Below are 18,530 nucleotides of genomic sequence, written 5' to 3'. Positions count from 1 at the left end.
GTTAGTTTTATAGTATGCCTTTTAGCTCAAAAAAACTATTGCGGAAATTCTTAATCTGGAAATACAAGCATATTTCTGAACGTCAGTTTATTTACGCTTTAAGCATTTTAGTTGGTTTTTTAGCAGGTTTAGGTACAGTAACTCTAAAAAACCTCACACACTACATCAGGTATTTTTTTAGCTTATATATTTTTCAAGATTATCAAAGCTCATTATATTTTATTCTACCAATAATAGGGCTCTTGCTAGTTTATATAATTAAGCAAACCTGGTTAAAAAAACATATTGGGCACGGTATTTCTACAACATTACATGCTATCTCCAAACTTAATGGTATTATTCCAAGATATAATATTTATGCAGCACTAATTACAGCGCCTTTAACAGTAGGTTTTGGAGGATCGGTTGGATTACAAGGGCCAGCAGTAAGCGTGGGTTCAGCATTAGGTTCAAATGCGGCACGTTTATTTCGAATGAATACTAAAACCAGAATGCTTTTAATTGGTTGTGCCGCTGCAGGTGCTATGGCATCTATGTTTAAAGCCCCCATTGCTGCCATAGTTTTTGCCATAGAAATTTTTAGTTTGGATATTGCCTTTACCTCTTTAGTACCTTTACTTTTAGCTTCAGTCTCTGCAGTAGTAACATCGTATTTATTTACTGGTACAGACGTGCTTTTAAGATTTGAACTGACTGATAAATTTGAAGTAAACGATATAGCATTTTATGCCCTATTAGGTTTAGTTACCGCTTTTGCTTCTGTATATTTTTCTAAAGTATTTTTCGCAATTACCAATTTTTTTAAACAATTTGAAAGTAGAGCACTAAGGCTACTCATTGGAGGTTTGGCTATAGGTACCATGCTTTATTTTATCCCGCCGCTTTATGGTGAGGGTTATGGTATTATGAATAACCTTTTAAAAGGCGATCATTTGTCCGCCATTGGTAATACACCCTTTAATTTAGACTTATCAAACATCTGGATTGTTATCTCCCTATTATTAGGTATCGCTATTTTTAAGGCAATTGCCATGACTACTACGTTTGGTGCAGGTGGTGTAGGTGGTGTTTTTATTCCAACCTTAGTTATGGGAAGTGCTATAGGCAATGCCTTTGCAAAAATTATTAATAATATGGGGTTAGATTTTCAAGTTTCAGAATCTAACTTCACACTTATTGGCATGACGGGATTAATGGCAGGTGTTCTTCATGCACCATTAACTGCCATATTCCTTATTGCAGAAATTACTGGAGGCTACGAGCTATTTGTTCCACTAATGATAGTCGCTGCCATTTCATTTGCCATAACAAAATACTATGTTTCACATTCTATTTATACACTTAAACTAGCGCAGCGTGGAGAATTAATGACCCACGATAAAGATAAAAACGTCCTTATGGTTTTAGATATAGATAAAGTTATCGAAACAAATTTTATCATCCTAAAACCCGAAATGAAACTAGGAGAAATTCTAAAAAATGCCGTCGCAAAATCCTCTAGAAATCACTTCCCTGTTGTTAATGATAATCACGAATTTTTGGGCGTTATCCGTTTAGATGATATTAGACACATGATGTTTGATGCGGACCTCTACGAGAAAGTGGAGGCTTCAAACCTTATGCATGCAGACGCAGGAATTATTGATTACAATGAAGATAGCATGAATGATATTATGAATAAATTCAAATCCAGTGGCGCTTGGAATTTACCCGTTATTAAAAACGGAAAGTACTTTGGTTATATCTCAAGATCAAAACTATTAACAGCTTACAGGCAACAATTAATAAACTTTACCCAATAAATAATAAAAGAATTCATGAAATATCTCATCCTAATTTTAGCAATCGCTGCAATAACAAGTATTGCTTTAGGGTTTACATTAGATGTCCATTATACTCAAAAGCTTATCGGATTCGGTGTTGCAGGTCTCTTTTTAATAGTCATCCCACTATTTACGTATCATAATTGGAAAGATAAAAACGTACAAGACTACATGCTTACCAAAGAAAATTTAGATAAAATGCGTGATAATCAACGTAAAAAAAAGCATTAATTTTTGGGAGTTATCACAAGGGTCGGGCTTTACGTTACAAGTCCTCACTCCTATACAACTTTAGGCTTTCCTGTGTAATCTCTAAAACCAGCTAGTAGCCATAATCTTTTCTATCCTCAATTTTTCGATATGTTTAATGTATTTTTGCTTAAAATAAAATATCATGTGGCAATTTTTGTTAAACTTATTTAAAAAGGAAACCAAAATTGAAGAACAAGATTCTATGAAAAAATTTTTAATTGTAGGCTTAGGAAATATCGGCGAAAAATACAAAAACACCCGCCATAACATAGGTTTTAAAATATTAGATTACTTTGCCGAACAAGAAAATCTAAGCTTTGAAACTCAAAAATTAGGAGATCTATCAACTTATAAATTCAAAGGAAGAACCTTTATTTTTTTAAAACCTAACACCTATATGAACCTCAGCGGAAAAGCTGTTCAATACTGGTTAATAAAAGAAAAAATCCCTATAGAAAATCTACTAATTATCACCGACGATTTAAATTTACCATTTGGCAGTATGCGCTTAAAAACAAAAGGAAGCGATGGTGGACACAATGGATTAAGAGATATCCAACTAAAGTTAAACTCTTCAAAATACAATCGGTTTAGATTTGGTATAAGCGATGCTTTTAGTAAGGGAAGACAAGTTGATTATGTGTTAGGCGAATGGACGGAGCAAGAAAACGAAACACTTCCTGAACGCCTTGATAAATCAATAGAACTAATAAAGTCTTTTGTGCTTGCAGGAGTTAATAATACCATGAACATCTTTAACGGAAAATAAAGAAGCATTTCAAAATCTTCCTTTTTATTTTTCTATTATAATCTTTCTAATAGACTTCCTTTGCCCATCACTGACCGTTAAAATATACATACCTGACTGTATACTTTTTAAGTTTATATTTTCCTCAAAATCTCCTCCTATAGTATAGAGTTTGTTATATACTGCTCTACCCCTTAAGTCTATAATTTCAATTTTCACTTTATTTAATAATGCTGTATCTAACTTTACAGTAAACTGACCCTTATTTGGATTAGGATATAATACAAAATTCTCAAAACCAAATTCCTCTACAGATAGCGTTGGCATAATATTTAGGCTATAATCCTCAACTTCTCCATCAAAATCGTTCTCACACGAACCTACAGTACCATCCCCTAAAAACTTAGTAGAAACTCTCATAATTGTATTTCCTAAAAGTGCATCTGTAGGTATTGTTATTCCTCTTGGGCTCTCTCCTGTAGGACCATTAGCAATATTAGTAGCATTACCCATATCATATTCTTCGCCAGCATCAAAAACACAATTTTGGTTCCAATCTATCCAAACCTTTGTATTTGTGGTAAATGCTCCATCAGTATCTACATTAACAGATAAATTATATAAAGTACCCCTGTTAACATCTGTTGGAGTAGCACTATAGTCCGTGTAACCTTGTGTTTTCATAGCTGGAGAAAACTCTGTTATAGTATTGAATTGAACAAATGTTGTTCTTGTATCATATTCAGTATTTCCAACAGAAGGACAAACACCATTATATAAAGGAAGTATTTCATTTTTATTCTTGGTACTAGTAGCATTAACTCCTCGAATAATAAAATTATAATCCCCCTGAGATACTCCGTCCAAATTACTAATAGTTAAAGTAACATTACCTGAAGTTGTTCTGGCTGTGGGAGAAAAAACAGCTGTTGCACTACTAGGCAATCCTAATGCGCTAAAAGTTGTATTCTCTGAAAACCCATTTACTGTTATGTAATCAAAATTATAAACTACCATTTCATCTCCACATTCAATTGTTGTGAGAATTTCATTTGCTATAAAAAAGTCTGGATCTGTAGAAATAGAAAAATTAAAATCTGAAACATCATAAAATATATTATCTACAGCTTCAATTAAAATTCTTGCATTACTTGTGCTTGGTATAGAAGGAACAGTATAAGAAAAAGAACCGTCGTTAGGGGTTGCTGCTGTAATAATAGTAGGAAAAGTTAACCCTCCATCAGTAGATAGTTTTATGCTTACAGTTTGGCAATTAATACCACCTACATCAGCTGATTGTCCAACTACCCATTCTATATTTTGTGTAGAACCTTGAGCCCAAGAAAACGGATTTACTACAGTAAATGGGTCTGTACTATCTACAATAATATCCACAAAGTCAACATCCGTCTGCCCACCACCATTAGCTCCTACTACATCATTATCACGAACTGTTAAAGCAAAAGTCATCGTTCTGTTAACTGAAGGTATTTTTTCCCAAGTAGTTGATCCACCAGCCGCAACATATTCATCAAATTTAGGTATATTCCTAACTGGATTAGATGTCCCTTCATAAGAGCGTACTAAAGGTCCTGTTAGGTTATTCTCTTGAGGTAATCCAGTGGGACCTAAATCGTATTGTTCCCAAGTGTAAGTATGTCCAGAAATTCCATCAGGATCAGTCGAACTACCAACTAGTTTATAAGCTGTAGAAACAGGAATTGTATAATTAGGTCCAGCATTTGCAATTGGTGCATTATTTACTAAATCAGTCTCAGCACCACATGTACTACTACCTGTGGTAATATTGTCCCATATCATCTGGATACTCTTTTGATGAAAATAAGCATCTCCACTATTTTGTACATTTTGTGGTGGACAAATTCCTGCATATGCCATAATGGTAGTTCCACTCCCAGGTTCATAAGCATTACTGGCAGTTCTATTGTCTCCTGCACAATTACCAGCATCTCCATTAAAGGTATGTGGCGCACCAAATTGATGTCCCATTTCATGGGAAACAAAATCAATATCGTAAGCGTCTCCTACAGGAGACGGTAAACCTGTAATTCCCTCAGCTTTGCTTCCCGGTACACAAGGAGAATTTAAGGCAGCTAGTCCGCCACCACCGGTACTAAAAGTGTGTCCAATATCATAAGTAAAAGGAGTTGATACAGCAGCAGCATCTATTTCAGTTTGGCTTTCATTTATTAAAGCACTGGCATTATCATTAGAAAAATTATCTGATAGAATAAAAATAAGATTACTATTATCTACCAAAGTCATTTTAATAGCTAAATCCCTTTGAAAAATGGTATTAACACGATTCATGGTAACTACCATAGCGGCTAATACAGCCGCTTTTCTATCTTCAACAGAGCTAAGATTATTTAAACCAGCTGCTTGCCAGTGAAATTGTGAATACTCAATAGTAGAAGCTAAAGCCAACCTAAACGTTCTAAGTTTTCTGTCATTAGCATTTTTTTGAAGTCCAGACTTTTTGTTATTACTATCCAATACTATTACATCATCAGGCACAAGGCATTTAAACCCTTTTGTCAGAACTGGAAGATCACCCTTATCATAAACAATATATGTGTCATTACCTGAATAAGGATCAATAAACTGAGTTCCTGTTTTTGATGATAAAGTCATGGCATGTAATCCCTGAGGAGTAATACTAAAACTAATTATTGAAGCTGGATTGTTAATGTTTTGACCAATATATGTTCTAATTTCTGGATGCTTTTCTTGATAAGCAGGTTCTAACATTGATGATTCTTCAACTCTAAATTCATCAAAACCACCTTCACTATTTGGAAATTTTATAATTTGATTAGGTGTTTTATTACTTTTTGTTTTTTTTGAAGAAAAATTTAATGTGTTTTTCAATGCATTTACATTCAAATGATAGAAAATAGATTTAGAAGGCTCTGTTTTTCTGATCATTTTTTTTCCAATAGAAGCTCCTTTTTTAGAAATGTTAGACCAAATCTCTTGATTGGTCTGTGCATAATTTGTAGTTAAACAAAGCGAAAAAAGAAGTAAACTTAATTTTATTTTCATGGTAAAAAATTTCATAGCATTGTATGTTTTTATTTTTCTTAGCATGTTAAAAATAGGTTGTAAAATTATCAATCACAAAAAATAAGTAGGCATTTTAAAATAACATATATTTGTTTATGAGGTTTTTTTGTCTATTATACGTAGCGATTTGCTTACTTGCATGTAAGGCTAAAAAAGATGCAAACGCAGTAATCGCAGAGCATGAGACTCTTTTTGAGTGTCCTGAAAATGGAGCGTGTTCCTTTGAAATCTTTGAAAATAAATCACTTCAAATAATAACCGATGAAATACAAGGCACCTACCCCAAGATAGAAAATGGTGCACATTTAGTGTTAAAATTTGAATATAAGAAAGTTGGAAACTCCAATTATGAAGATAGTGGTTATAGAGAAGAAATCTTTATTGAGCTTGATAAAAACAATCTTGAATTTGAAACTGAAGATTTACAATCTCAGAAACTTTTTTTTGCAAGATGGTGTTATTGCAAAGGACAAACAGGGTACTATAAAATTAATCAAGGGAAATTAATGATAACTAAAATTGACGATAAAAATTTTCAACTGCAATTAAATTTTAAGACAGAAGAAGTTCCTCAAATCATAACTGGAATAACTCATAACTTCAGTACACAATAAATATTTAGGGTTTGTTTTAAGATACATAATACCTAATTTTGTTGAAAATAGAAAGCTTGAAAACTAAGCGTAATTTAAATACTTTACTAGATAAGAAAACGGTTGTTACTATTGGTACGTTTGATGGTGTGCATATTGGACATCAAAAAATAATCAGCCGCCTGATTAATACTGGAAAATTGGAAGGATTACAATCTGTAATACTTACTTTTTTTCCACATCCGCGAATGGTACTACAAAAAGATTCGAATATAAAACTCATAAACACCATTGATGAGCGCCATGATATTTTAGAGGGATTAGGGTTGGATTACCTAGTTATAAAAAAGTTTACCCAAGAGTTTTCTAGACTTTCCGCTGAAGATTTTGTTAAAAATATTTTAGTCGACAAACTAAACGCAAAAAAAGTAATTATAGGTTACGATCATAGGTTTGGTAGAAATAGAAATGCAGACATATCAGATTTAAAAACCTTCGGAGAAATCTATAATTTTGAAGTAGAGGAAATCTCAGCACAAGATATTAATGATGTAGCTGTAAGCTCTACAAAAATTAGAACCGCTATTATTGAAGGTGAGATAGACAAAGCAAACACCTATTTAGGTTACAATTTTATGATAACTGGAAAAGTTACAAAAGGAAGAGGTTTAGGAAGAAAACTTGGATACCCTACAGCTAATATAGAGATAGAGGAAGACTATAAAATCATTCCCAAACACGGTTCATATATTATTAGTTCTATTATTAAGGATAAACTTGTTTATGGAATGATGAATATAGGTATGAACCCTACAGTAAATGGTAATAAACAGACCATTGAAGTTCATTTTTTTGATTTTAAGAAAGATCTTTATGAAGATACCCTAAAGATAGATTTACTCCGCAGAATTCGGGATGAAGAAAAATTTGAGTCTGTAGAAGCCTTAAAGCGTCAATTAGCTATAGATAAAAAAACAGCTTTAGACTATATATCAAATCAAAATGCTTAATAATTGGCTATTTAAACATATAGACAATTCATCGTTAATCGTTTTTAGAATTATTTTTGGATTACTTTGTTTTCTAGAATCTATAGGCGCAATTTTTACTGGTTGGATAAAGAAAACTTTAGTAGAGCCCGATTTCACATTTAATTTTATAGGTTTTGATTTTTTACAGCCCTTACCGGGTTATGGTATGTATTTTTACTATGCTATCATGGGTGTTTTTGGGTTGCTAATTATGGTTGGGTATAAATACCGTTTTAGCATGTTTACATTTACTATTATGTGGTCTGCTACGTATTTAATGCAAAAATCATCATACAATAATCATTACTATTTATTAATGCTGTTAAGTGCAATTATGGTGTTTCTTCCAGCTAATAAATATGCTTCAGTTGATGCTAAATTAAACCCAGAAATTAAAAGTTATTCTATGCCGCAATGGTGCAGGTGGTTTATTATTTTGCAGTTATTTATTGTGTATACGTATGCTTCTGTAGCTAAGTTGTACCCAGATTGGTTGGATACCTCAGTTATAGAACTGATGATGAGAGGGAAAAAAAATTATTTTATAGTTGGTGATTTTCTTCAGCAAAAGTGGCTTCATTATGTATTGTCCTATGGTGGAATTTTATTTGATGGATTAATTATACCCTTATTATTATTTAAACCAACAAGAAAGTATGCTTTTTTTATTTCAATCTTTTTTCATTTATTTAATTCATTCATATTTCAAATTGGCATTTTTCCATATTTATCTTTAGCATTTTCATTATTCTTTTTCCCAGCTAGGAAAATTCAACAGTTATTTTTAAAAAAGAAACCATTTTATACAGCTAATGCAATTAAGGTACCAAGCCATAGTTTGTTATTAGCCGTGGTATGCTCAATATACTTTATAATTCAAATAGGGTTACCACTAAGGCATCATTTTATTGAAGATAATGTACTCTGGACAGAAGAAGGGCACAGACTTTCATGGCGCATGATGCTGCGTGTAAAAAGTGGACAAACAAGTTATTGGGTAGAAAATAAAGATACTGGAAAACGTACGTTTATAAATTTAAATGCGTATTTGAGCAAAAAACAAAAGCGATCTGCCAGTACAAAACCAGACGTGATGTGGCAATTTGCGCAGCGCCTTAAAACAGATTTTAAAAACAAAGGAGAAGACGTAGCGGTTTATATAAACAGTAAAATTAGCGTTAATGGTAAACCGTATAAAACTTTAATTAATCCCGATATAGATATTGCCAGTATAGAATGGGAGGTTTTTAAACATTGCGAATGGATTTTATCTTCAGAAGGCGATTGATTATATATTCAATTCATTAAATTTGTCGCTTAAAATTTTAAGTCATGTTACAAGTTGCTTTTATTAGAGAAAACAAAGATTTAGTTATTGAGCGATTAGCAAAAAGAAATGTTGATGCTTCGCAAATGATTAATGATGTTATCACTTTTGATGATGATAGAAAACGTCTTCAAACGGAGTTAGATAAAACTTTGGCTGAATCTAATACCTTGTCAAAAGAAATAGGAAACTTGTATAAATCTGGCGAGGTTGAAAAAGCAAATCTTTTAAAAGAAAAAACAGGTCAATTAAAGGATACTTCAAAAGAATTAACTGAAAATTTAGGTAGTACAACTGAAGCTTTAAAGGAGTTACTTTATAAAATCCCTAATGTGCCTCATGATTCTGTACCCCGTGGTAATTCAGATTTAGATAATGAGGAAGTATTTAAAGCAGGAGACATTCCAACTCTACATCATGGCGCTTTACCACATTGGGAGCTAGCTAAGAAGTATGATATTATTGATTTTGAGTTAGGAAATAAAATCACAGGAGCTGGATTTCCCGTATATAAAGGTAAAGGTGCCAGATTACAACGCGCTTTAATTGCATATTTTTTAGATAAAAATACAGCAGCTGGTTACACAGAGTATCAATTACCACTTTTGGTAAATGAAGCCTCAGGTTTCGGTACAGGTCAATTACCCGATAAAGAAGGACAAATGTACCATGTTACTGAAGATGATTTATATTTAATTCCAACTGCTGAGGTACCAGGAACCAATATTTTTAGAGATGTGGTTTTAAGTGAAAGCGAGCTTCCTGTAGGTATAACAGGTTATACTCCATGTTTTCGAAGAGAAGCAGGTAGCTATGGCGCGCACGTAAGAGGTTTAAATAGATTACATCAATTTGATAAAGTTGAGATTATTCGTGTAGAACATCCAAGTAAATCATATCAGGCTTTAGATGGTATGGTAAACCATATAAAAGATATTTTAAAAGCGTTAAAATTACCATACAGAATCCTACGCTTATGTGGAGGCGACACCTCTTTTGCTTCAGCACTAACTTATGATTTTGAAGTATTCTCAACTGCACAAGATAGGTGGCTAGAAATTAGTTCTGTTTCAAATTTTGAAACCTTTCAAGCCAATCGCTTAAAACTTCGATTTAAAAATAGTGATGGAAAAAACGAATTAGCCCATACTTTAAATGGAAGTGCTTTGGCATTACCAAGAGTATTAGCAGGAATCCTTGAAAATTATCAAACAGAGGATGGTATAGTTATTCCAGAACTACTTCAACCTTACACAGGTTTTAAAATCATAAATTAAAGTAAAATACTACATTTTTAATTCATTCATTATTATTTTATCGATTAAAAGCAATATATGCATGCTCATTAACGATTTTATTCGTATTTACTTGATTTTCTAATAAAAATTTTTCAAGTTCGCTTAACCAAATTTAGTTAGCCTACTTAATTATGAAGAACTTTAAGCGTATAGTACTGTTAATTACTCTAATTTTTTTCGCATCTAAAGTTTTATCTTCCGATTTTCAGATATTCGAATCCGAAGATAAAACAACAACCATTGCGAGTAAATAGGGATTTTTTCAAACAAATTTCTTGATGCAATCTATAAGATTTTTTGAAAATAGTCGTTCTTGTGTAAATGAGAATTAAAAGACTGTCCCCAATCGAGTATTTAATTAACAAGTAGTTAATAGAAATTATTTTTGGTTGGTAAGTGCCCGGTTTTATGTCGGGCACTTTTTTTAGTGAAACTCATTATTGAAAAGTTTGTAAAACGCATTCAATAATGTTTAGTTGAACTAATCCCGATGGCTATCGGGATATCACAATTAAAGTGAGTTAATTTTATAAAAACTTTTACAAAATCAACACATTACATTTGTTATATTTACCCTATGCGATATATTTTATTTTTATGCATACTTATTTCTGGTGTTATGTTTTCGCAAAACGTAACACTAGCCAAAGACTATTTTCAAAAAGGTGATTATGAAAAGGCATTGACTGAATACAAGAAACTATATGCAAAATCGTCTTCAAATATTAATTATATAAATCAAATAATAAGTACTTATCAGCAATTAGAACAATATGATAATGCTGAAGAATTTATTTTAGAATTAATGGAACGCGTAAAGTATCCAGCTTTTATAGTTGAGTTAGGATATAATTATCAGCTTAAAAATGATTTAGAGAAGGCCAAAGTAAACTATCAAAAAGCCATTTCTACCATAGATAAAAAGGCAAGTAATGTATTTGCTGTAGCAAGAAGTTTTCAAACGCATTCACTTTTAGATGAAGCTGTTATTTCTTATGAAAAAGCCGCTGCTTTAAATCCAGACTATAATTTCAATATACAATTGGCACAAATCTATGGTGAACAAGGTAATATTGAAAAGATGTTTAATAGTTATATCAATTTTGCACAATCAAATCCTGTAGTTATAAGAGATGTAAAACGAGCTGTGAATGATTTTATAACAGAAGATAGCAGTAATGAGAATAATGTTTTATTTAGAAAGCTGTTACTAAAAAAAATGCAGCAAGAGCCAAATATTCTTTGGAATGAGTTATTGAGCTGGTTATTTATTCAACAGAAAGATTTTAAAAAAGCATTTACTCAAGAAAAAGCAATTTATAAAAGGCTAACAGAAAGTTTGCAACGCATTGAAGAGTTGGCTGCAATAGCTTTAAATGATAATGAAAATGAGATTGCTCATGAGATTTATGAGTATGTAATTGAAACTGCTCAAGATGCCGAAACCAAATTAGGTGCCCATAGGAACTTAATAAAAATTGATATCAAGGAAAGCTCTGAGTCAAATTATGGTGCTATTAAAAGTAAATACCTAAACCTATTGAAACAGTTTGGGGATGACTCTGAAACTATTGAATTACAAATTGCGTATGCACATTTTTTAGCTTTTTATTTAAACGAAACAAAAGATGCTACGGCGTTTTTAGAAAATAGTTTAAAGCTACCATTAGCGGCTATAGAAAAGGCTAAAGTAAAATTAGAGTTGGGTGATATTTTGGTGCTTCAAGAAAAGTTCAATAAAGCATTAATCTATTACACACAAATCCAGCGAAACCTAAAAAATAGTACCATTTCTCAAGAAGCGCGTTTTAAGGTGGCAAAAGCGAGTTATTACAAAGGCGATTTTAAATGGGCAGAATCTCAACTTAAAATCTTAAAGGCTTCAACATCTCAACTTATTGCCAATGACGCTTTAGATTTAAAACTCTTAATTTCAGATAATAAATACGAGGACTCGCTTCAAACAGCATTAAAACGTTATGCAAAAGCAGATTTGTTGGCGTTTCAGAATAGAAATGATGAAGCTATTAAGATGTTAGATAAAATCTTAACTGAGCATAAAACTGAACCTATTATTGCACAAGCTTTACTAAAACAGGCGCAGTTATTCGAGCTTAAATCTCAGTTTGATAAAGCAAAAGCAAATTATGAAGTGCTCATTGATAATTACAGAGATGGTATTTTGATAGATGATGCTTGCTTCTATTTAGCTGAAATATTTGAGAATAAATTAAGCCTTCCCGAGAAAGCTAAAGCACTTTATGAACAAATTATTTTTAATCATGCCGATAGTATTTACTTTGTTGAGGCCAGAAAACGCTATAGAGCTATAAGAGGTGATGCCATAAATTAAAATATGATAGCTGAAACCGAACGTTTAATTATTGAAAAATTCACAACCAAAGACGCGCCTTTCTTTAAAGCTTTAGTAAATACACCACATTGGTTAAAGTATATTGGGGATAGAAATATTAATACCATAAAAGATGCAGAAACCTATATACAAAACACACATCTTAAAAGTTATGAAAGTGTAGGTTTTGGTTTTTATAAAATAATTTTAAAAGACACAAATATACCGATAGGATCTTGCGGATTAGTTAAAAGAGCCGAGTTAGAAGATGTAGATATTGGTTTTGCGTTTCTTGGAGAATACGAAAAACAAGGTTTTGGTTTAGAAGCTTCAAAAGCTATTATGAAATTGGCTAAAAATGAATTTGGTATTGAAAAACTTTTAGCAATTACGGTTCCTTACAACACAGGATCTGTAAAACTGATTGAAAAACTAGGGTTTAAGTATGAAAAAAGAGTGAAACCTTTTGAAGATGATCAAGAACTCCTGTTATTTGCAAAAATTTTATAGTAAATATGATAATTTATAACGTTACCGTAAATATTGACGAATCGATTCACGACGAATGGCTTAAATGGATAAAAGAACACATTCCACAAGTTTTAGGCACAGGTAAATTTGAAAAAGCAACGCTTTCAAGAGTTTTAGTAGAAGAAGATATGGGCGGTGTTACGTATTCTATTCAATATCGCTCTTACTCACGAGAAGCTCTCGATACATATTACAAAGACGACGCCGAAAAATTAAGAAATGAGGGTATGAAAAAGTTTGCAGACAAAATGTTGGCATTCAGAACAGAACTTCAAATTGTTGATGAATACACAGTAAATTTCACTTAATACCTAACCCACTATACGTGTCAGTAAAAGCAAAAAAACATTTAGGACAACATTTTTTAAAGGATGAATCTGTAGCTCAAAAAATTGCGGACACCCTCACTTTAAAGGGCTATAAAACCATTTTAGAGATTGGTCCTGGTATGGGCGTGCTTACAAAGTATCTACTCAAAAAAGATATCACAACTTATGTTATTGAAATTGATTCGGAGTCTGTAGAATATTTACAGTCTAACTACCTCAATTTAGCACCAAGGATTATAGAAAAAGACTTTTTAAAGTATGATTTAAATACTGTTTTCAATCAAGAACCATTCGCCATTATTGGTAACTTTCCATATAATATTTCAACGCAAATCGTTTTTAAAACGCTAGAAATGCGCGAACAAATCCCTGAATTTTCTGGAATGTTTCAAAAAGAAGTAGCAAAACGTATTTGCTCAAAAGAGGGTAGTAAAGTTTACGGTATTCTTTCAGTACTAACTCAAGCCTTTTACAATGCGGAGTATTTGTTTACGGTGCCACCAGGGGTTTTTAACCCTCCACCAAAAGTAGATTCGGGAGTTTTAAGACTCATCAGAAAAGAAAATTATACATTACTCTGTAACGAAAAACTCTTTTTTAAAGTGGTTAAAGCCGCTTTTCAACAACGTAGAAAAACGCTTCGTAACAGTTTAAAAACATTCAATTTATCAGATAATTTAAAAGCAAATAGTATATTTGGCAAGCGTCCAGAACAATTGAATGTTGAAGCTTTTATTGAGCTTACGCAGTTAATCGAAAACGACGCTTAAAACTTTTTAAAACAGTTCTATTTGTCCGAAGAAGCAGAAAACATACAATTTCAACTCACTGATGAACTCCTGGAGCAAGTTGAGCGCTTTATCAAAGAAGAAAATGATAAAGAACTCAAAACACTATTAGATGAGTTTCATTACGCTGATATTGCTGAAATTTTAGATGAACTTAATCTAGAACAGGCAGTGTATGTTATAAAACTTTTGGATTCTGAAACTACTTCAGACATATTAACGGAGCTAGATGAAGATAACCTAGAAAAAGTTTTAAAGAATCTTTCTGCCAAAGAAATTGCTGAAGAAGTAGAGGAATTGGATACTGATGATGCTGCAGATATCATTGCAGAACTTCCTGAAGCACGTCAACAAGCTGTAATTTCTCAAATTGAAGATGAAGAACATAAAGCTGAAATCACAGAACTCTTAGCCTATGATGAAGATACAGCAGGTAGTCTTATGGCTAAAGAGTTGGTTAAGGTTTATGAAACTTGGACAGTAGCTGGATGCATGCGCAGAATTCGTGGGCAAGCCAAAGAGGTTACCCGTGTACATTCTATTTATGTAGTTAATAAAGAAGAAAAACTAATTGGAAGACTCTCTCTAAAAGACCTTATTGTTGCTAAAAGCGAACAAAAAATAGCAGATATTGTTAAGGTAAATGTGGATTATGTAAATGTAGAGGAAGACGTAGAAGAAGTTGCTAAAGTCATGGCAAAATACGATTTAGAAGCGATTCCAGTAGTTGATGAAAACAAAACACTTCTGGGTAGAATTACCATTGATGATATTGTAGATGTTTTAAAAGAAGAAGCCGAAAAAGACTATCAAATGGCAGCAGGTATTACTGGAGATGTAGATTCAGATGATAGTATTCTAGAACTTACCAGAGCACGTTTACCTTGGCTATTTTTAGGTTTGGTTGGAGGTATAGGCGCTTTTTTAATTATGGAAGGTTTTCAAGACACTTTCAAAACATACGCCGTTTTATTCTTTTTTACGCCCTTAATTGCGGCTATGGCTGGTAATGTAGGCGTTCAATCAAGTGCTATTATTGTGCAAGGTTTAGCAAACGATGATGTAAAAGGAAGCATTAATAGTCGTTTAATAAAAGAAATGTTATTAGCAGCATTAAATGGAGTCATATTAGCCATATTTCTTTTCTTTTTTGTTTGGGTAACTAAAGGCGAAATGAACACCGCTTTTGCCATTTCAGTATCACTTGTGGCAGTCATTATTGTTGCTGGACTCATAGGCACATTTGTTCCTTTATTTTTAAACAAACGCGGTATTGATCCAGCCATTGCTACAGGACCTTTCATCACAACAAGTAACGATATTTTAGGAATTCTACTCTATTTCTGGATCGCAAAAATGATTTTAGGTATATAGATACATTAGGGCGTTACCACAAGGGTCGGGCTTTTATTCATGCATTCTATTGTAAATTTTGGAATTCATGAACATAAATGTTTCGTTACAATCTTTTTAAAACGTCATTGCGAGGAGTGGGCGATGTGGCAATCTGTTAATTTTTATATTAAAACACAATTATAAGTTATCAAATTTTAAAAAGGATTTCCTCTGCAATCCCTAACGCAAAACTTCGTAATTTTATAACATGAATTCAATTAATATTAAAGAAAAGTTTACCAAATTCAGTAAAAATTGGCATCCACACCAAATTGCAGTTGTAGATAATATGCAAGTTGTTTTAGCAAAATTAAAAGGTGAGTTTGTATGGCATAGTCATGATGATGAAGATGAGCTATTTCAAGTGATTAAAGGCACATTATACATGCAATTCAGAGATAGAACAGAGGTTGTAAACGAAGGAGAGATAATAGTAATTCCAAAAGGTGTAGAACATAACCCATGTACAAAGAATGATGAAGAGGTACATGTTTTACTATTCGAAAAGTTAGATATTGCACACACAGGAAAAGTAAAATACGAAAAAACTCAAACACATTATCCAAAAATATAATCAAATGTCAGGTCGAGCGCAGTCGAGATCTTTATCATTCACATATGAAAATATTACACTTAGATACTAATCACGAATTACTAATAAATCAACTTAAAGATTTAGGCTATACAAACCACGAAGATTATACATCTTCAAAAGCTCAAGTGGAAACCAAAATACACGAGTATGATGGTATAGTATTAAGAAGTCGTTTTACTATAGATAAACAATTCCTTGATGCAGCAACAAACCTAAAATTCATAGGACGTGTTGGCGCAGGATTAGAAAACATAGATTGCGATTATGCTGAAAAAAAAGGCGTGTATTTAATTTCTGCACCAGAAGGCAATAGAAATGCTGTTGGAGAACATAGTTTAGGGTTGTTATTATCACTTTTTAATAAACTTAATAAGGCAGATAATGAAGTTAGAAATGGAAAATGGCTTAGAGAAGATAATAGAGGAATTGAATTAGATGGGAAAACAGTTGGCTTAATTGGTTATGGAAACATGGGTAAAGCCTTTGCAAAAAAACTAAGAGGCTTTGATGTTGAGGTGCTTTGTTATGACATTAAAGAAAATGTAGGTGATGCAAATGCAAAACAAGTATCACTTTCAGAATTCCAAGAAAAAGTAGATGTAGTAAGTTTACACACCCCTCAAACACCATTAACTTTAGGAATGATAAACACTCAATTTATCAATTCCTTTAAAAATTCATTCTGGTTAATTAACACAGCTCGAGGTAAAAGTGTAGTGACTAAAGATTTGGTTTCTGCTTTAAAATCAGGAAAAGTTTTAGGAGCTGGACTTGATGTTTTAGAGTACGAAAAAAAATCTTTTGAAAGTCTATTTTCAGCAGAAATGCCAGAAGCTTTCCAATACCTAATTGAAGCTAAAAATGTACTATTAACACCTCATGTTGCCGGTTGGACTATAGAGAGCAAAGAAAAACTAGCACAAACCATTGTAGATAAAATTAAAGCTAAATTTTTTTAATCGAAAAGAAATTCCCAGACAATCAGTTTCGAGGTATATGTTGAAATTGTCATTCCCATGAAATCAAAGATTCATGAATTCATTAATTTGAAATAAAAGTCTATGAATAAAATGGGAATCTAAATACCCGAATTTAGGTTTTTAAACAAAAAGCTTAAAAGGAAAATTGTCATAATTTTATAGCTACACTATAAGCACAATTTGTTTTAATAAATTCTTTATTTTTAAAGCATGAAGAAAACTGTTCTTGTTTTTTCTCTACTAATTTTGGCGTTATTACTTCTATTTCAATTTAGCAAGTATACTGTTATTAGTGGCGATTTAAATATTGAATATATTATGGCAATTATAGCTATTGCTTTTTTAGGTATAGGTATATTTATTAATAAGAAAACCCAAAAACAACCAGAAACCTCTAACGATCAAATAAACCTTCAAAAAGTTGAAGAATTAGGCCTTAGTAAACGAGAATACGAAGTATTAAAAGAAGTGGCCTTGGGTTTATCTAATCATGAAATAGCAAAGAAATTATTTGTTTCAGAAAGTACAATTAAGACACATGTTTCAAGTTTACTCTTAAAGCTAAATGCTAAACGTCGTACACAGGCAATTCAAATTTCAAAAGATCTAAATATTATATAATTTAGGGGTTTTACAACTAAAGTAGTATCAAATTAGTACTTTAGTATGAGCTTCTTATCTTCATATCTCCCTACTTTTGGCTTACTAATCAATTACCAAATAAATTTTAATATGATTGATAATAAATTTGAATTATATTTTATTTAGATGAAATAGAAAATATAAGCATAGCCTTAGTTACGGTTTTATTTTATATTGAAATATAAAGTAAATAGAAACGAATTTAGTCAGTTATATTAATGTTTATTTGGTATAAAATAATTTAAAATGAAAAATACTGTAATTAAGTTTGGTCTTTATGCATTAATAAGCGGCTTTCTGTTATTTGGGTTACCTTTCTTTTTAGGAATGGGTGTAGATTATGACTATGGAGAACTTATAGGTTATACATCTATGATACTCTCTCTATTGTTTGTTTATTTCGGGATTAAGCATTACCGAGATAAAGTAAATGAAGGAAAAATATCTTTAGGAAAAGCTATAGCAATTGGAATGCTAATAGCTTTATTTTCAGCAATTGGAGTTGCCGTTTTCGATTACATTTATACCTCATATATAAACCCAGATTTTGCAAGTGAATATTTAGAGTATTCTATTAAAAAAATGGAAGAAACATTATCTGCTGAAGAAGTAAAACTTAAAACGGCTGAGTTAACACAACAAATGGAAGATTATGGAAGCCCTAGTTTTATGGCTTTGATGATGTTTGTATCCGTTATGATTCTCGGATTTATCATATCTTTAATTTCAGGATTAATTCTTCAACGTAAATAATTTGA

At 32.0% G+C, this 18,530-nt stretch carries 17 protein-coding genes; 16 read left to right on the top strand and 1 reads right to left on the bottom strand.

The genetic code is table 11. From position 1 onward, the window contains the following. The first annotated feature begins 14 nt into the window (after positions 1-14). The 3 genes from Q0772_RS05875 (at position 15) to pth (ending at position 2,844) form a co-directional block, all read left to right on the top strand. Positions 15-1,802: a chloride channel protein gene (locus Q0772_RS05875; RefSeq protein ID WP_298341359.1), complete on the top strand. Its 1,788-nt coding sequence runs from the start codon at positions 15-17 to the stop codon at positions 1,800-1,802. A 15-nt stretch (positions 1,803-1,817) separates the two neighbouring features. Beyond that, positions 1,818-2,054 (top strand): hypothetical protein, encoded by a 237-nt coding sequence (locus tag Q0772_RS05870; RefSeq protein ID WP_298341356.1) that lies wholly within the window; start codon positions 1,818-1,820, stop codon positions 2,052-2,054. Between the two features lie 163 nt (positions 2,055-2,217). Continuing rightward, entirely contained in the window at positions 2,218-2,844 is a 627-nt protein-coding gene (pth, locus tag Q0772_RS05865) for an aminoacyl-tRNA hydrolase (protein WP_298341353.1), read from the top strand. A gap of 24 nt (positions 2,845-2,868) precedes the next feature. Here pth and Q0772_RS05860 read toward each other — a convergent pair whose 3' ends face one another. Further along, the gene (locus Q0772_RS05860) at positions 2,869-5,889 is read right to left on the bottom strand and encodes a reprolysin-like metallopeptidase (protein WP_298341350.1); all 3,021 of its coding nucleotides are present in this window, start codon (positions 5,887-5,889) and stop codon (positions 2,869-2,871) included. Between the two features lie 116 nt (positions 5,890-6,005). Between Q0772_RS05860 and Q0772_RS05855 the strand changes: the two genes are divergently transcribed. The 13 genes from Q0772_RS05855 to Q0772_RS05795 all read left to right on the top strand — a co-directional run bounded on the left by Q0772_RS05855 (position 6,006) and on the right by Q0772_RS05795 (position 18,525). Then, the gene (locus tag Q0772_RS05855; protein ID WP_298341347.1) at positions 6,006-6,524 is read left to right on the top strand and encodes a hypothetical protein; all 519 of its coding nucleotides are present in this window, start codon (positions 6,006-6,008) and stop codon (positions 6,522-6,524) included. 56 nt (positions 6,525-6,580) lie between these two features. Beyond that, positions 6,581-7,513 carry a bifunctional riboflavin kinase/FAD synthetase gene (locus tag Q0772_RS05850; RefSeq protein ID WP_298341344.1) on the top strand — a complete coding sequence of 311 codons (933 nt, stop codon included), beginning with the start codon at positions 6,581-6,583 and terminating at the stop codon, positions 7,511-7,513. Beyond that, positions 7,506-8,822, top strand: a complete 1,317-nt coding sequence (locus Q0772_RS05845; protein WP_298341341.1) for an HTTM domain-containing protein — start codon at positions 7,506-7,508, stop codon at positions 8,820-8,822. The genes Q0772_RS05850 and Q0772_RS05845 overlap by 8 nt, the downstream gene beginning before the upstream one ends. Before the next feature lie 44 nt (positions 8,823-8,866). Further along, positions 8,867-10,138 (top strand): serine--tRNA ligase, encoded by a 1,272-nt coding sequence (serS, locus tag Q0772_RS05840; protein WP_298341339.1) that lies wholly within the window; start codon positions 8,867-8,869, stop codon positions 10,136-10,138. Between the two features lie 598 nt (positions 10,139-10,736). Beyond that, positions 10,737-12,512, top strand: a complete 1,776-nt coding sequence (locus Q0772_RS05835; RefSeq protein ID WP_298341336.1) for a tetratricopeptide repeat protein — start codon at positions 10,737-10,739, stop codon at positions 12,510-12,512. A 3-nt stretch (positions 12,513-12,515) separates the two neighbouring features. Beyond that, positions 12,516-13,022 carry a GNAT family N-acetyltransferase gene (locus tag Q0772_RS05830; protein WP_298341333.1) on the top strand — a complete coding sequence of 169 codons (507 nt, stop codon included), beginning with the start codon at positions 12,516-12,518 and terminating at the stop codon, positions 13,020-13,022. 5 nt (positions 13,023-13,027) lie between these two features. Next, positions 13,028-13,351 (top strand): DUF4286 family protein, encoded by a 324-nt coding sequence (locus Q0772_RS05825; protein WP_298341330.1) that lies wholly within the window; start codon positions 13,028-13,030, stop codon positions 13,349-13,351. 17 nt (positions 13,352-13,368) lie between these two features. Beyond that, positions 13,369-14,142 (top strand): 16S rRNA (adenine(1518)-N(6)/adenine(1519)-N(6))-dimethyltransferase RsmA, encoded by a 774-nt coding sequence (rsmA, locus tag Q0772_RS05820; RefSeq protein ID WP_298341327.1) that lies wholly within the window; start codon positions 13,369-13,371, stop codon positions 14,140-14,142. A 21-nt stretch (positions 14,143-14,163) separates the two neighbouring features. Further along, the gene (gene mgtE, locus Q0772_RS05815) at positions 14,164-15,534 is read left to right on the top strand and encodes a magnesium transporter (RefSeq protein WP_298341323.1); all 1,371 of its coding nucleotides are present in this window, start codon (positions 14,164-14,166) and stop codon (positions 15,532-15,534) included. Between the two features lie 229 nt (positions 15,535-15,763). Continuing rightward, positions 15,764-16,129, top strand: a complete 366-nt coding sequence (locus tag Q0772_RS05810; RefSeq protein WP_298341320.1) for a cupin domain-containing protein — start codon at positions 15,764-15,766, stop codon at positions 16,127-16,129. Between the two features lie 44 nt (positions 16,130-16,173). Further along, positions 16,174-17,109: a 2-hydroxyacid dehydrogenase gene (locus Q0772_RS05805; protein WP_298341315.1), complete on the top strand. Its 936-nt coding sequence runs from the start codon at positions 16,174-16,176 to the stop codon at positions 17,107-17,109. Between the two features lie 231 nt (positions 17,110-17,340). Next, positions 17,341-17,751 carry a response regulator transcription factor gene (locus Q0772_RS05800; RefSeq protein ID WP_298341312.1) on the top strand — a complete coding sequence of 137 codons (411 nt, stop codon included), beginning with the start codon at positions 17,341-17,343 and terminating at the stop codon, positions 17,749-17,751. Positions 17,752-18,018: 267 nt separating this feature from the next. Further along, the gene (locus Q0772_RS05795; RefSeq protein ID WP_298341310.1) at positions 18,019-18,525 is read left to right on the top strand and encodes a DUF4199 domain-containing protein; all 507 of its coding nucleotides are present in this window, start codon (positions 18,019-18,021) and stop codon (positions 18,523-18,525) included. Positions 18,526-18,530: the final 5 nt, after the last annotated feature.

The sequence above is a fragment of the uncultured Algibacter sp. genome (genome assembly GCF_947490405.1).
In the GTDB taxonomy this organism is placed as follows: Bacteria; Bacteroidota; Bacteroidia; order Flavobacteriales; family Flavobacteriaceae; genus Algibacter_B.
This window is presented reverse-complemented; position numbering and strand designations above follow the sequence as displayed.

Coding starts and splice junctions, on each gene's coding strand:
- Q0772_RS05835 (WP_298341336.1), top strand. CDS start 10,737: ATGCGATATATTTTATTTTTATGCATACTTATTTCTGGTGTTATGTTT.
- Q0772_RS05855 (WP_298341347.1), top strand. CDS start 6,006: ATGAGGTTTTTTTGTCTATTATACGTAGCGATTTGCTTACTTGCATGT.
- Q0772_RS05795 (WP_298341310.1), top strand. CDS start 18,019: ATGAAAAATACTGTAATTAAGTTTGGTCTTTATGCATTAATAAGCGGC.
- Q0772_RS05800 (WP_298341312.1), top strand. CDS start 17,341: ATGAAGAAAACTGTTCTTGTTTTTTCTCTACTAATTTTGGCGTTATTA.
- Q0772_RS05805 (WP_298341315.1), top strand. CDS start 16,174: ATGAAAATATTACACTTAGATACTAATCACGAATTACTAATAAATCAA.
- Q0772_RS05845 (WP_298341341.1), top strand. CDS start 7,506: ATGCTTAATAATTGGCTATTTAAACATATAGACAATTCATCGTTAATC.
- Q0772_RS05830 (WP_298341333.1), top strand. CDS start 12,516: ATGATAGCTGAAACCGAACGTTTAATTATTGAAAAATTCACAACCAAA.
- Q0772_RS05875 (WP_298341359.1), top strand. CDS start 15: ATGCCTTTTAGCTCAAAAAAACTATTGCGGAAATTCTTAATCTGGAAA.
- pth (WP_298341353.1), top strand. CDS start 2,218: ATGTGGCAATTTTTGTTAAACTTATTTAAAAAGGAAACCAAAATTGAA.
- Q0772_RS05860 (WP_298341350.1), bottom strand. CDS start 5,889: ATGAAAATAAAATTAAGTTTACTTCTTTTTTCGCTTTGTTTAACTACA.
- Q0772_RS05810 (WP_298341320.1), top strand. CDS start 15,764: ATGAATTCAATTAATATTAAAGAAAAGTTTACCAAATTCAGTAAAAAT.
- serS (WP_298341339.1), top strand. CDS start 8,867: ATGTTACAAGTTGCTTTTATTAGAGAAAACAAAGATTTAGTTATTGAG.
- Q0772_RS05870 (WP_298341356.1), top strand. CDS start 1,818: ATGAAATATCTCATCCTAATTTTAGCAATCGCTGCAATAACAAGTATT.
- Q0772_RS05825 (WP_298341330.1), top strand. CDS start 13,028: ATGATAATTTATAACGTTACCGTAAATATTGACGAATCGATTCACGAC.